Origin of the sequence: Sulfurimonas sp. ST-25, from assembly GCF_048079205.1 — a bacterium.
Taxonomy (GTDB): Bacteria; Campylobacterota; Campylobacteria; order Campylobacterales; family Sulfurimonadaceae; genus Thiomicrolovo; species Thiomicrolovo sulfuroxydans.
The window spans coordinates 326931-340005 of sequence record NZ_CP182225.1; the positions used below are offsets into that span (position 1 = coordinate 326931).

16 protein-coding genes are annotated in these 13075 nt (G+C 61.0%); 3 read left to right on the forward strand and 13 right to left on the reverse strand.

All coding sequences use genetic code 11. The features are described from left to right. Nucleotides 1–72: 72 nt before the first annotated feature. The 9 genes from cydB to ACM66T_RS01685 all read right to left on the reverse strand — a co-directional run bounded on the left by cydB (nucleotide 73) and on the right by ACM66T_RS01685 (nucleotide 6490). Complete coding sequence (gene cydB, locus ACM66T_RS01645) at nucleotides 73–1206, reverse strand: cytochrome d ubiquinol oxidase subunit II (protein WP_416768706.1); 1134 nt, start codon at nucleotides 1204–1206, stop codon at nucleotides 73–75. Next, nucleotides 1206–2744 (reverse strand): cytochrome ubiquinol oxidase subunit I, encoded by a 1539-nt coding sequence (locus ACM66T_RS01650; protein ID WP_416768707.1) that lies wholly within the window; start codon nucleotides 2742–2744, stop codon nucleotides 1206–1208. The genes cydB and ACM66T_RS01650 overlap by 1 nt, the downstream gene beginning before the upstream one ends. A 97-nt stretch (nucleotides 2745–2841) precedes the next feature. Then, the gene (locus tag ACM66T_RS01655; RefSeq protein ID WP_231019980.1) at nucleotides 2842–3051 is read right to left on the reverse strand and encodes a DUF4492 domain-containing protein; all 210 of its coding nucleotides are present in this window, start codon (nucleotides 3049–3051) and stop codon (nucleotides 2842–2844) included. 14 nt (nucleotides 3052–3065) lie between these two features. Beyond that, nucleotides 3066–3431 (reverse strand): NifB/NifX family molybdenum-iron cluster-binding protein, encoded by a 366-nt coding sequence (locus tag ACM66T_RS01660; RefSeq protein ID WP_231019982.1) that lies wholly within the window; start codon nucleotides 3429–3431, stop codon nucleotides 3066–3068. Next, a complete protein-coding gene (locus ACM66T_RS01665; protein WP_231019984.1) occupies nucleotides 3428–3826 on the reverse strand; it encodes a NifB/NifX family molybdenum-iron cluster-binding protein in 399 nt (132 codons plus the stop codon). Before ACM66T_RS01665 ends, ACM66T_RS01660 begins: the two co-directional genes overlap by 4 nt. Continuing rightward, nucleotides 3823–4296, reverse strand: coding sequence for a rhodanese-like domain-containing protein (locus tag ACM66T_RS01670; protein ID WP_231019985.1), 474 nt, complete (start codon nucleotides 4294–4296; stop codon nucleotides 3823–3825). Before ACM66T_RS01670 ends, ACM66T_RS01665 begins: the two co-directional genes overlap by 4 nt. Nucleotides 4297–4324: 28 nt before the next feature. Further along, nucleotides 4325–4720, reverse strand: a complete 396-nt coding sequence (locus ACM66T_RS01675) for a rhodanese-like domain-containing protein (RefSeq protein ID WP_231019987.1) — start codon at nucleotides 4718–4720, stop codon at nucleotides 4325–4327. Between the two features lie 129 nt (nucleotides 4721–4849). After that, complete coding sequence (locus ACM66T_RS01680) at nucleotides 4850–5662, reverse strand: zinc-dependent peptidase (protein WP_231019989.1); 813 nt, start codon at nucleotides 5660–5662, stop codon at nucleotides 4850–4852. Between the two features lie 117 nt (nucleotides 5663–5779). Continuing rightward, complete coding sequence (locus ACM66T_RS01685; RefSeq protein ID WP_416768708.1) at nucleotides 5780–6490, reverse strand: DUF434 domain-containing protein; 711 nt, start codon at nucleotides 6488–6490, stop codon at nucleotides 5780–5782. A 44-nt stretch (nucleotides 6491–6534) separates the two neighbouring features. Between ACM66T_RS01685 and ACM66T_RS01690 the strand changes: the two genes are divergently transcribed. Continuing rightward, nucleotides 6535–7485: an MBL fold metallo-hydrolase gene (locus ACM66T_RS01690; protein ID WP_231019992.1), complete on the forward strand. Its 951-nt coding sequence runs from the start codon at nucleotides 6535–6537 to the stop codon at nucleotides 7483–7485. Here the strand turns inward: ACM66T_RS01690 and ACM66T_RS01695 are convergent, their stop codons facing one another. Genes ACM66T_RS01695 through ACM66T_RS01710 form a run of 4 tightly spaced genes read right to left on the reverse strand, consistent with a single transcriptional unit; the run spans nucleotide 7486 to nucleotide 11829 of the window. Next, complete coding sequence (locus tag ACM66T_RS01695) at nucleotides 7486–8079, reverse strand: flavin reductase family protein (protein ID WP_231019994.1); 594 nt, start codon at nucleotides 8077–8079, stop codon at nucleotides 7486–7488. Beyond that, nucleotides 8063–10048, reverse strand: a complete 1986-nt coding sequence (locus ACM66T_RS01700) for a transglutaminaseTgpA domain-containing protein (RefSeq protein ID WP_231019996.1) — start codon at nucleotides 10046–10048, stop codon at nucleotides 8063–8065. Before ACM66T_RS01700 ends, ACM66T_RS01695 begins: the two co-directional genes overlap by 17 nt. 25 nt (nucleotides 10049–10073) lie before the next feature. Further along, the gene (locus ACM66T_RS01705) at nucleotides 10074–10916 is read right to left on the reverse strand and encodes a DUF58 domain-containing protein (RefSeq protein ID WP_231019998.1); all 843 of its coding nucleotides are present in this window, start codon (nucleotides 10914–10916) and stop codon (nucleotides 10074–10076) included. Next, nucleotides 10909–11829, reverse strand: a complete 921-nt coding sequence (locus tag ACM66T_RS01710) for an AAA family ATPase (RefSeq protein WP_231020000.1) — start codon at nucleotides 11827–11829, stop codon at nucleotides 10909–10911. The genes ACM66T_RS01705 and ACM66T_RS01710 overlap by 8 nt, the downstream gene beginning before the upstream one ends. Before the next feature lie 131 nt (nucleotides 11830–11960). Here ACM66T_RS01710 and ACM66T_RS01715 point away from each other — a divergent pair, with 131 nt between their 5' ends. Both ACM66T_RS01715 and ACM66T_RS01720 read left to right on the forward strand, forming a co-directional pair. After that, nucleotides 11961–12473: a YeeE/YedE thiosulfate transporter family protein gene (locus ACM66T_RS01715; RefSeq protein ID WP_231020002.1), complete on the forward strand. Its 513-nt coding sequence runs from the start codon at nucleotides 11961–11963 to the stop codon at nucleotides 12471–12473. Beyond that, nucleotides 12466–13068, forward strand: a complete 603-nt coding sequence (locus tag ACM66T_RS01720; protein ID WP_231020004.1) for a YeeE/YedE thiosulfate transporter family protein — start codon at nucleotides 12466–12468, stop codon at nucleotides 13066–13068. The genes ACM66T_RS01715 and ACM66T_RS01720 overlap by 8 nt, the downstream gene beginning before the upstream one ends. Nucleotides 13069–13075 lie beyond the last annotated feature (7 nt).

Here is a 13075-nt window from a genome sequence, read left to right on the forward strand (position 1 = left end):
TAGCTGACGTAGATGATCAGCGGCCAGGATGCAAACCAGATGAGTGAAGATGTGTAGTCCATACCGTACTCCTTAATAGTTGTGCGCGTCGGGCGCGGTGATCTCTTCTTCGGTGATCTTGACCCGGTCCATCTGCCGCCACGCGTAGGCGATGTAGGCGAGGACGAAGGGCACCATCAGCGAGACGTAACTCATCACGGTCAGCGTGTAGTGGCTGCCGGAGGCATTCTCGATGGTGAGCGAGTGCTGGATGTCGTGCGTCGAGGGGTAGAAGGCCGTGCCGTTAAACCCGACGGCGAGCAGCACCGCCATAACCGTCAGCACGATCCCGACCCCGTTGGTCCAGGCGCAGCAGCCTTTGCCGCGGAAGACCGTGTTGAAGACGGAGAGCAGGACCATGACGACCCCTGCGAGGAACATGATGCCCACAACGGGCATTTCGATGAAGTTCCAGAAGTATTTGTGCGGTACCATCGACACCGTTTTGGTGGCGGCGTCGTAGGCGAAGCCGTCTTTGAGGAAAACCCAGGCGACGAAACCGAGGAAGAAGGGCAGGAACCAGACGATGTTACGCTTGATCATCATACGCGCCTTGGCTTCGATCGGCGCATGGTCGATGCTCGAGATGAAATACATCCCCGCCGCGATCCGCACGAGGAAGAGCAGGGCGAAGCCCAGCAGGTAGTTCATGGGGTTCAGCAGCGCTTCAAGGCCCCGCGCAGCCCCCTGCCAGTGGACGAAGTTGCTCTCATCGAGGGCGAAATCCGCACCGCTGAAGAAGGTGCTGATGGCGATGCCGAGCAGCACGACGCCGAGGCTGCCGTTGATATACAAGAAGGCCTCGTAGGTCTTCTGCCCCAGGACGTTGTCGGGCTTCTTGCGGTACTCGTAGCTGACCGCCTGGATGATAAAACAGAAGAGGATGATCATCCAGACCCAGTACGCCCCGCCGAAACTCGTGGCGTAAAAGAGGGGGAAGGCGGCAAAGAGCGCCCCGCCGAAGAGCACCAGGGTCGTAAAGCCCAGCTCCCATTTGCGTCCCAGCGAGTTGACGAGCATCGTCTTCTCCGTTTCGTTGTCGCTGAGAGCGTTCAGAAGGGTCTGGCCCCCCTGGATAAACATGATATAGACAAAGAGTCCGCCCAGCAGGCTGATGATGATCCACCAGTACTGCTGCAATTGTAAAAAGGTGAGTGCTTCAAACATCAGTGGTCTCCTCCGTCGGGTCCGATTTTAATCTGGCGGAGCATGATCTTGATCTCCGCGACAAGCAGCGCCGTAAAGAGCGCCGCGAACATCCAAAAGGTTGTCTGGACGCTGCTGATCGAGATGTCCGTCATCGCGATGCCGACGGGCAGCAGGTCCTGCACGGCCCAGGGCTGGCGGCCGACCTCGGCGACGATCCAGCCCGCTTCGGCGGCGATGTAGCCCAGCGGGATCGACCAGATGGCGAGCCAGAGCAGTTTGCGGAATCGGGTGATCTCGTTGGCCATCGTCAGGTAGAGCAGGACAAGGAAGAGCAGGATGAACCAGCTGCCCAGTCCCACCATGACGTGGAAACTGTAGAAGGTCAGCGCGATCGGCGGGACGATATCTTCGGGTTTCTCGAGGTAACCGTAGCCGAAATCAGCGATGTTTGCTTCGAGCACCGTGCGGGCTTCGGCCGCAGCAGTGTCATCGCCCGCTTTTACGGCCGCTTTGTACTCCTTGAACGCCGCAACCGCTGTCTTGCCGCGCTCAATCCGCGCCTGCGCCGGTTCGATGCCGTGCTTCTCGTTGCCGTAGACGAGGTCGTCGAGGCCCGGCACGAAGGCGTCGATATCGTGGTAGCCCAGGAAAGAGAGGGCGTAGGGGATTTCGATGTCGCCGTAAAACTCGTGGCGGTCGTCGCCCAGCTCTTTGTCGATGTTGAGGATGCCGAAGGCGATGATGCCCGCGCGGGTCTCGCCTTTGTAGAGCCCCTCCATGGCGGCCAGTTTGACCGGCTGTTTCTGCGCGACGTTATAGGCGCTCTCATCCCCGCTCAGTGCGAGGAAAAGCGAAACAAGCAGGCCGAAAGAGGCGCCGACGACCATGCTGCGCTTTGCGATCAGCACGTCGCGGTTCTTCAGCAGGTACCAGCCGGAGATTCCGACGACGAAGAGCCCGGCGATGACGTAGCCGCTGCTGATGGTGTGCAAGAACTTCGACATCGCAACCGGGGAGAGAATGACATCCCAGAAGGAGGCCATCTCGTTACGGGCGGTGTCGGGGTTGAAGGCCATGCCGACGGGGTACTGCATCCAGCCGTTGGCGACAAGGATCCAGAGGGCGGAGAGGTTCGAACCGACGGCGACGAGCCAGGTGGAGAGGAGGTGGAACCCTTTGCTCACCTTCTCCCAGCCGAAGAACATGACGGCGAAGAAGGTCGACTCCATAAAGAAGGCGAGGATCCCCTCGACCGCCAGGGGCGCGCCGAAGATGTCGCCGACGAACCAGGAGTAGTTGGCCCAGTTTGTCCCGAACTCGAACTCCATGATCAGCCCCGTGGCGACGCCGACGGCGAAGTTGATGGCAAAGAGGGTCATCCAGAACTTCGTCGCCCGCTTCCACTGCGGGTCGTTCGTGCGGACATAGAGCGTCTCCATGATCGCGACGATAAACGAGAGTCCCAGGGTGAGCGGGACGAACAGGAAGTGGTAGATCGCCGTCAGGGCAAACTGGGCCCGTGCCCAGTCAACGCTTGCGGCCGTTTCATACAGCATTAATTATCCTTTTCATTTTCATTTTTGTCCTGTTCTCGACACGCCTCTCCCCTTCTGGGGTGCAGAGTATTATAGTATCGAATAAACTACTGGGGGGTTACGGTGTGCCCGTCAGCTGTCGGCTGACATACTCCTGCCGCGCTTCGTCACTGTCGAAGCGGCTCTGCAGGGTATCGTTGAAAAAGAGCAGCTTGATTACGCCGAAAAGAATGAGAAGCTTGACGGCCACGACGGTCCAGAGCGTACGGCCAAGCCGCATGGCGCTGAAACCGTCCCGGTAAAAACGGTAAATGGCTGAAAGCTTCATGATCTCATCCTTGCTCAGTGGGTGGAACAGGTCCCTTTGCCGCCGAGGGCGCCGAGGGCGTTACGCATCAGGCGTTCGACGGAGTCGCGTACCGTCGGCGATTCGCGGTCGACATAGACGGTGAGGCCCGCCTGTTCAAACCCTTTGGCCGGGGAGCCGCCGATACCCGAAACGACCAGCGCGTCCGGGTGCAGGGCCATGATATTGGCGACGGCGTTGCCGCAGCCGCCGGCATCGTGGCCTGGGTTGACGATACCTTCGACATCCATTATACGATTATTTTCGACGGTGACGAGGGTGTAGTACTTGGCCTTGCCGAAGTGCGCCCCGCGGCGGGAGAGGAATCCCATGTCTTCATCGGTCGGGAATACGATTTTCATGCTGCTTTCTCCTCTAGATAGTTTTTGACGGCTTCATCGGCGGTTTCGCCGTGTTTCTCGCGGATCTTCTTGACGGTGATGCCGGCGCGGTCGACCGCCTCTTTCATATGCGTTCCGATCATGCGTACGAGCATCATCTCGACACCGGCGAGGTTGGAGAGGCTCTTGCCGTGTCCCTTGATATGCTCCTCGTCTTCGGCGTGGTGATGCCCGTGATGGCCGTCGTGGTCCTCATGGTCATGGTGATCGAGATGGTCGTCGTGGGCATGCCCGCTTTGCGGCGCCTCGACGATCCGCTCGAAGACGGTGTCGTCGAAGAGGGCGTAGTAGGGGGCCTGCCCCGTGCGTTTGACGATTTTGAGGTTTTCACCCTCTACGGGGATGGCGATTTTCATTTTGATTCCTTTATCGGTGCGTTTTTTGTCGTATCGGAAGTTGCGAGCGCGACGATGCCCCCTTTGAGCACCTGTACGTTCTTGATCCCGATCATTTTCAGCCCCATGGCCGCCATCGTTGCCCGCGTACCGGAGTAGCAGACAAGGATGATCGGGCGGTCCGTGGGGAGGGCGTCGAGGTTCGTTTTTTCGAACAGGTGCTCGACGGGGACGTGTCTGGAACCTGCAGTGCCCAGACCGACGACGGAGGCTTCCCCTTCGGTCCGGATATCGAGCAGGAGCATCGGTTTGGCTTCGCGCAGCATCTTCATGACGTCGTCGGCCTTGACGAAGAGCGTCGAGTTGGCGCACGCCTTGTGGGTCATGTGGGAGAAGAAGCCGTCAAACTCGGCGGCTTTCGCGGCGTCGTAGGCGAAAGCGGAAGCGGCCAGTGCGCTCAGTGCGATCAGGGAGATCACTGTTTTTCTCATGCGGTTTTTCCTTTGTATCGTGCCGGTCTCAGCGGCCGCTGTGGGCGTAGTGTGCTTCGATCAGCGCCGTGACGCTGGTGTCGAGGATATAGACATTGGCATAGCCCATCATCTCGAGGTAGGCCATGACGCGGTTGCCGAACCACCCTTTGACGCAGGCGGTGATAATCGGGGTCGTTTTGTCTTCGGGCAGCAGGTCCAGGGAGGCGGCAAAAGCCGGGTAGGGCGTGTAATGGGCATTTTTGATCCCCGCTTCCTGGGCATTTTCGCCCTCCACCTTCGCCGGCGGCCGGACGTCAAAGAGCACGGCACCGGCGTCCATCAGCAGTTCCCGCGCTTTGTGCAGGTCGATATGGCCGAGGTTCTCTTTGGCGACGTCGTTGGCGATAATGGATGCCAGACGCTCATTGAAATTCTCATTCATTTTTACTCCTTATGAAAATAATCTGTCAGCATTATAATACTTGACGATTAAACTAAAATAAAAATATAGTTTTATCGTCAGACGAGAATCGTTTACGGTTGCAGTGAAAAGAGCTGATATATGGCAGTATCAGCCGTAGTAGGCGGAAAAGAGGGTGTAGAGTTCGGGGTAGTGCTGCTCGAAAGCGTCGGGCTGCATAAAGTAGCGCTCGGAAGCGACGGCAAAAAACTCGGCCATGTCCGTGGCGGCATAAGTACCGAGGAGCTGCTGCTTTTCGTTCAGGTGCCCGTGCTCCGTGGCGGCCGCGAGGTGTTTGAACTCCCGCGCCATGACGTGCTCCCATTTGGGGGCGCTCTCTTTGGGCAGCAGCGGAACGCCGTCGGTCAGCCCGTCCTCGAAGTCGAGGAGATGGGCGAATTCGTGAATGACGACGTTGTACTCGGAGGGGTGGTAGGCCTCGGCTTCCACGTCGGGCCAGGCAAGGACGACGGTATCGTGGGAGGATTGCCCGTCAAGCACCGCACGTTGTTCCGAAACGATCCCGCCGTGTTCATGGTACTCATCGACAAGGAAACCGTCCGCGTAAATGATGATGCCCTCCAGCGTCGGGTAGTCGTAGGATTCGGGCCGGTGCCGCACGATCATACAGGCGTAAAAGGCGATGACGGCTTTCATCTCCTCCGTCACCTCAAGCCCGACACCGCTGAAGGGTTTCGTATAGACAAAACGCAGGACGGCACGTTCGATACGCCGGCGCTCCTCTTCGCTGAGCTGAGGATAGTGAACGGTCCGTTCCAGGTAACGGCGCCACTCCTCGGGAAAAGGCATGGTGCGCAGCGTCTCCAGGAGCCTGTTGCGGCGGCGTGCGCGAACATAGACAATGGAGGCCCAGAGCACGAACAGTAAAAAGAAGATGGATAAAAGCGCGAGAGGATACGTCATAGTATGCGCCCATTCGTTGGAGCAAACGGCCAACACTCCAGGGAGGCCGTCTGATAGTGCAATCTTAACACAGCTTGCTTAGGAGGGTCTGAGGGGTGCAGGGCCTCCGGGGAAGGCTTAAGCATCGGTAGCAGAACGCAGGTCGATAAGGCGTGCATCCGGGATCTGCCTTTGGATGATATGGCCGGCGAGGTCGAACCATGCCACCCCGCCGGCGAGGATCTCCGAATCGGCGGTGACGGCGACGCCGCCGCACCGTTTCACTTTGGCGTCGACCTCGTCGGCCGTGAGCGCCTCCATTGGGACCGAGAGCCTGTGTGCGGTATCGTTGACGAGGGCGGCGACCCTGCCGCTGTTGGAAACGGGGCGGTCGAAGAGCCACAGCACCTCGGCGACCCCGGCCTCTTTGAGCGCAGTGGCGGCGACGGTGATGGCCTCCTCGGTTTCAGCCCGAAGAGCGTAGGCGCCGTGGATATTGGCGATGTCGCGGTAGCAGCCGTCTGTCCCGATGAGGATGATGCCTCCGCCCAGCGCCGTTTCGAGGGTAATCAGCAGGTTGAAACCGTCGATGCAGAGCGCTTTGCCCCGCAGCGTCTCGAAGGCCAGGGGGGAGTGTCTCGGTGCGCCGTCGCCGGCGGTATGCACGATGGCGAGCCGTTCACGCTCGACGAGCTGAAAATGGTTGCCGACCAGAACGAGGGCCGCCTTGGTGCTGTAGCCGCGCTGCAGCAGCCACGAGAGGTCGCCGACGGCCTGCCGCAGCACGGCAAGCCGCTTCGGATCGAAAAAGAGGGTGTCTTCGGGGGCCAATCCACGGTGTTTGCGCATTCAGGGGTACCTCCAGAAACCCTATATTGTACTATACTATGCGTATGAAACTGACCTTCCTTGGAACAAGCGCGGGAAAACCGACGAAGGAGCGCAACGTCACGGCGCTGGCGCTGCAGATGGAGCAGGAGCCGCAATGGTACCTCTTCGACTGCGGGGAGGGGACCCAGCACCAACTGCTGCGCACGCGCCCCTCCGTCGGAAAACTGGCCGCGATCTTCATCACCCATATGCACGGCGACCACATCTTCGGGCTGCCGGGCCTGCTGGCATCAAAGCGGATGGACAGGGCCTTCCGTCCGCTGCGCATTTACGGGCCCAAAGGGATCGCCGCATTCATCAACTGCTTTACGGACACCGACGCCGACTACCTTGGGTACGACCTGCAGATCATCGAGTACACGCCGGGGGATCAGTTTATCTTTGAGCGTTTCCGCGTCACTGTTATGCCGTTGGTGCACTCCATCGAGAGTCACGGCTTCTTGGTCAAAGAGAACGACACCGCCAACCGGCTCGACGAGGCGAAGCTGCGCAGTGAAGGCCTGGAACCCTCCCCGCTCTACGGGGAGCTGAAAAGGGGCCTGACCGTCACCGCCGGGGGGCGGGTCTACGAACCGCAGGCGTATATGCTGGAGCCGTTCCGGGGACGCTCACTCCTTATCGCCGGGGACAATGCGGAGCCTTCCGTACTGGGCGCGGCGCTGGAGGGGCTCGACCTGCTCGTGCACGAATGCACCTACACGCAGGCGATCTACGACAGTCTCGTCGAAAAACAGCTGCACACGACGGCCCGCGATCTTGGGCGCGCGGCGGGCGCTGCCGGCGTCGGCGCGCTCATCGCGACGCACATCAGCCCCCGCTTCGGCAGGGGCGGTCCCCATGAACTAAGCGAAATAGAGCAGGAGATCCGCTCAGCCTATGACGGCCCCTTGTTCATTGCCGAGGATTTCGACGTGTTCCGTCTTGGGCGGGACAGGAGGATAGAGCGGGAGTGATCAGGGGATCGGCGGCGGGGTGCGCTCCTCGCCGATATGGGCGTAGCTCTTGCCGATACGGGCGATGGGGTCGAAGGTGATCGTCATGCGCTCTTTGTCCGTGATGCAGACATCGTCGACGAACTGCGCCTTGATCTCGACGATGAGCGGGATCGTCTTGCTCTCCCCCAGGTCGACTTCGCTGTAAAAGTCGCAGAAAAAGGCGACGGGGGCACCTTCGATCATCGGCGGGTATTCCGGCACGGGGCGCGTATGGGGAATGGCGAACTGCTCCGCTTCGCTGACGTGGGCCTCGAGCTCCTTGGAGGAGAAATGCAGGTGCTCGAGCTGAGCTTCCGAGGCGATACAGACGGTGCACTTCTGCGTTTCGCGCAGGTTGCGCAGGGTGTCCTTGGGCGTGCCGTCGCTTTTGTGGCCGACAGAGAAGAGCATCGTCGGTGGGTTGGAGGAGAGGCCGGTGAAGTAGCTGAAGGGTGCCACGTTTACGACGCCGCTGCTCTCGGTGACGACCCAGGCGATCGGGCGGGGGATGATGGTCTGCGACATCAGTTTGTAGATGTCCCCGGCGTTGACAGCGTCATAGCTTACGAGCATCGGAGTCTCCTTTGGCGGTGGATTCGCGCAGAAAGGCGCGGATGGCCTTTTTGAATTGTACAGCATCTTCCTTGGCCGTGCCGTACTGCAGCCGGTGATAGAGGCGGTCGACCTCGGTCAGGGCGCTGCCGGGGTAGAGGTCGAGATAGCGCGTGAAAAGGCGGTGCAGCGTCTCCCCCTCTTCGCGTGCGAAGCCGCTGCGCTGCAGCCTTGAAAGCAGCGGGCGCAGCAGGCAGAGCAGCCTATCCTTGCAGCGCGGACGGCGCAGCCAGAGAAAGAGCGCCGCGCTGGCCAGCACGATCAGGGCGAAAGCGGCGGCCAGTTTGGCGGCCAGGGCGGGATGCTGCTTGACGTTTTCGAGCAGGCGCATCTGCCTGAAGTGGCTGTACTGCAGGACCCAGGTCTCCACCTGGTATTTGACATAGAGCAGGTAGAGGTTCAGCCGGGTCAGGCGCTCGCCGTTGTCTTCGAGCGTGCCGGTCTGACGCAGCAGTTCGGCGCTCTCGCTGTCGATGAATGCGGCGGCCGCCGTCGTTTCGACGCGTTGCCAGTGGTCGCCCAGGTAGACCTCCGCCCAGGCATGGGCGTCGCGCTCCTTGACGGCAAGGTAGTTTTTGACGCTGTTCTTGCGGTCGGCCTTGTAGCCCGTGACGACGCGGGCCGGCAGCCCCGCCAGCCTTGAGAGGGTCACGAAACTGCCCGCGAAATGGACGCAGTACCCTTTGTGTTTGTCGAAGAGGAAACTGTCGGCGGTGTGGTTGAGGTCCAGGGGCTCCGGGCGCAGGCTGTAAGTGAGATTTTGGTCGCGGAAAAAGTGCAAAAGGGCGTTGAGGCGCTGTTTCGGGTCGGGGTTGGCTGCCGCGATCGTGTCGGCGGCTTTTGCGCTGCGGGGGTTGGCGCTGCGGTTGACGTCGCGGGCGTAGGCTAAAACGGTGCGTTCCGTGCGGTCGCCGTAGCGGTAGACGAGGGCCGATCCCGCGTCGTAGTGCTGCGGTTCGTCAACGGGTTTCTCCAGCGTCGTTTCGAAGTCGGCGTTGATCGTCGCCCCCTCCGGGGCCTCGAGCGGCAGGTCGAGGAGGTAGAGCCACTTCTTGTGGGTCGGGTAGAGCGACACCTTGTAGGCGGTCACATCATCGGCGGAACGGTACATCCCCTCCTGGGCGCGCTGTTTCGGCGCGAAGGCCCTTCTGACATAGGCGGGAAGCGGCTCCCAGTGATCTTTTTTATCGCGGTAGAGGACGCTGCCGCGGAAATAGAGCTGACCATCGGGCGGCATCGCGTTCTGGAATCCCACCTCCATGACGATGCGTTCGGAGGGCACCAGCAGGGCGGCGCCGTCCATGCGCATCGTGCCGTCGTGGCCGGTCCGGGTGATTTCGTCGCCCCGGAAACCGTACGAGGCGTGCTCAAACGAGATGCGGGGAAAGAAGAAAAAGAGCAGCACGACCCAGGGCAGCGACAGGGCGAAAAGCATCCCCGTGACCCGGAGGCTCGAGAGCGCGTCGGCGCGGGTGCGGTAGGCGAGGATGAGCCACAGCAGGACGAAGACCTCGAAAACGACGTAGACGAGCATCGCGATGGAGTCGAAAAAGAAGAGCGACAGGGCCAGGATCAGCACCGGGGAGACGAGCAGGTAGAAGTTGATCGTCCGGGTCAGCCGCTGCAGGCTGACGGCGAGCAGCAGGAGGTAGAGGATCAGCTCGACAAAGAGCTTCAGCCGCGAGAGCCCCGCGAAGTTGAAGGCGCCGTAGATGGAGAAGAAGATGGCGAAGAGGCCGGCCAGCGCGACGAGCAGCAGGGTCGCCGCGCTGCCTCGTTTGCGGGCCAGCAGCAGCACGAGCACCAGCAGCAGAAAGAGGAGCATCGGCGCCTTGACCAGCAGCAGTACCGGGGTCACCACCGCCAGATAGGCGAGGTCGAGCAAAAAGAGTTCGCGGTTTTCGCGCCAGGCGCGCAGGCGCTTTGCCATGCGGCTCCTCCCCGCTGCCGCGGGATCAGTAAAGCGCGAGATAGCCGAGAATCTCATCGATCCCCTCCTTTTTGCTGTCAAGCACCTTGCGGGGCATGAGGATGGTAAAGGGGAGGCGCGCGGCCTCGCACTCGAGGGCCCAGAGGGTCAGCTGCGAGAGGCGGGCTTCGTCATCCCTGCCGCTGCGGACGAAGTCGAATTGCAGGCTCTCCGTCCGTCGTTCACGGTCGAAGCTTTTCACGGCGAGTTCGCCCCTGGCGACGGAGGGCCAGTGGATGCGCGAAGGGCTCTCCGCGCCGCTGTAGCTGCGCAGCCCCTCAAAATCCGTTTCATCCCCGAAGGGGGAGCGTTGCCGCAGCAGGAAGCTGCGCAGGGGTTCGCCCCTGGGTTCAGGGTAGACGATGCGCTCGCAGCTCTTGGCGATCTCGAGGACGAAACGGACCGTCGAGAGGGGAAAGAGGCTCTGCAGGGTGCAGGGCCCCGCCTCAAAGTGCCCCCGCCGCTCGGGGCTGAGCTGCAGCGCGGCACTGAGCGTCGTGTGCGGGGGGATTTCGGGCAGGGTGTTGAGGGCCTCCCCGCCGTGCAGTTCGACGGCCCAGGCCCCCAGCGCAGAGGTGTTGCGTATTTTGAAATGGCACTGCGTTGTCCTGCGGGCGAAGAGGCGGTCGCAGCCGTTTGGTTCCGCCTCGAGGCAGCCGAGGTTGCGCAGCCCGAGCGGCCCGGCGGCAAAGGCGCTGGCAAAGACGAAAAAGAGGGTGATGTAGACGAGGTTGAAGTTGTGCATATAGGCCTCGAGAAAGAGGCTGAAGAGCAGGATGACGACCAGGAGGCTGAAGCGCGTCGCCCGTTGGCGGACGCGTCTACGCATCCGCAGGAACGTGCGAAAAGAGCTCATGGCGGATGCGGTTCAGGGTCGTGACCCCCTCTTTGAAGGCGAGGCGGTGGAGGCAGACTTCGCCGAGGACGGCCTGGACGTCGTCGGGGACGGCGTAGTCGCGCCCGTGCAGGTGGGCCCAGGCCCGTGTCATCGCCGCCAGCGCCAGTGCCCCCCGTGTCGAGAGGCCGTAGACGAAGCGGCCGCTGTCGCGGGTGTAGGCGATCAGCGACTGGAGGTACTCGATCAGCGCCGGGCTGAGGTGGACTGTCCGTACCGCCTCCATCGCCGTGTTGATCGCCGCGGCGTCCATGAGTGGCACCGCCGCGGCGGCACGGCTGCCTCCGCCCAGCAAGACGGCACGTTCCGCCTCTTTGTCCGGGTAGCCGATCCCGAACGAGCAGAGGAAACGGTCAAGCTGGGAGTGGGGCAGGGCAAAGGTGCCGACCTCTTCGTGGGGGTTCTGGGTCGCGATGACGAAGAAAGGCTCTTTGAGATCGTGGCTTTTGCCGTCGATGGTGACGTGGTGCTCCTCCATCGCTTCGAGCAGCGCCGACTGGGTTTTGGGCATGGAGCGGTTGATCTCGTCCGCGAGGAGGAACTGGGTGAAGATGGGGCCCTTTTTCAGGACGAACTTACCGCTCTCCTGGTCGAAGTAGCTGACCCCGAGGATGTCAGAGGGGAGCAGGTCCCCGGTAAACTGGACGCGGCCGAAATCGAGCCCCATGACGTTCGCGAAGGTCTTGGCGAGGGTCGTTTTCCCGACGCCGGGAATGTCTTCAAGCAGGACATGGCCTCCGGCGAAGAAGGCGGCGAGCGTCAGGGAGATGGCGTGGCGCTTGCCGAGCAGGTGGGCTTCGACGGCGTCGACAAGGGGGCGGAATTCGGGGGCGATTGTCTCATTCATGGCTTTATCATAGCATACCGTTTTGCACGATGATCAAAATATTTGAACGAAATTAAAAATTATCTTGATTTATGTTTTTCATTGTCAAATATTATAATTATAAAAACAAATAGGATTGATAAAGGATGATTATGATTAGACGTATTCCCTGGTGGGCCGGCGGACTGCTGATGGCGCTGCTCCTGCTGTTTACCTTCTCCGTTTTCGGAGCGGACCGTCCTATCGGTGCTTCGACCTACGTCCCCTACTTCGCGGGGCTGCTCTTCAACCTCGACCCCGAGCAGTACGGCTACCTCAAGCAGATCGACGGGGCCGGCGCCTGGGAGGGCGTGATGCTGCTGGGCGCGCTTTTCGGCGGGTTCGTCACCTCGGTCTTTATCACCAAGAGTTTCCGTTTCAGCGTCATTCCGACCGCATGGAAAAAGTATAAGAACGGCTCCGTCCTCTCCCGCCTGGCATGGAGCTTCGCGAGCGGCTTTTTTATGATCATCGGCGCGCGCCTGGCGGGGGGATGCACCAGCGGCCACTTCCTGAGCGGCATGAGCCAGACGGCGGTCAGCGCGATGATCTTCGGCGGCGTCGTGATGGCGACCCTACTCATAACGGGCCGTCTCTTCTACAAAAAGGAGGCGCAGGATGTTTGAGCGTATCATGGGGATGTTTGACACCGTCGCGAACGAGGGGCACGGTTCCATCGCCCTTGTCTTTGTCATCGGGATTCTCTTTGGGGGGATCATACAGTACAGCCGCGTCGACAAATTCGAGAAGATCGCCGGGTTCGCGATGCTGCGCGACACCGTCGTGCCGAAGATGCTTTTCCTGGCCGTAGGCGTGGCGAGTATCGGGCTCTACTTTATGATCGAAGCGGGATGGGCGCACTACCACATCAAGCCGATCCTGCTCGGCGGGCTTATCATCGGCGGGGTGATCTTCGGCGTCTCCATGGCGATCTTCGGCAAATGCCCGGGAACGGGCCCCGTATCCATCGCCGAGGGGCGGATCGACGTCCTCGTCGGGGCCATCGGCGGGCTGCTCGGCGGGCTCGTTTTTACCCTCTTCTACGAGCCGGTCTTCAAAACGATCATGGGGCCGGACCTCGGAAAAAGCGTCCTGACGGGGGGTGCCGGCGATTACGGCAGTGTGACAATCCTCGTTTTCGGGATCGCGCTGGTCGCCGTGAGCATGCTCATCCCGCTGCGGCAGGAGTTCGACGAAGCGGACCTGAACCGGCTGGGCTGAGCCGCGC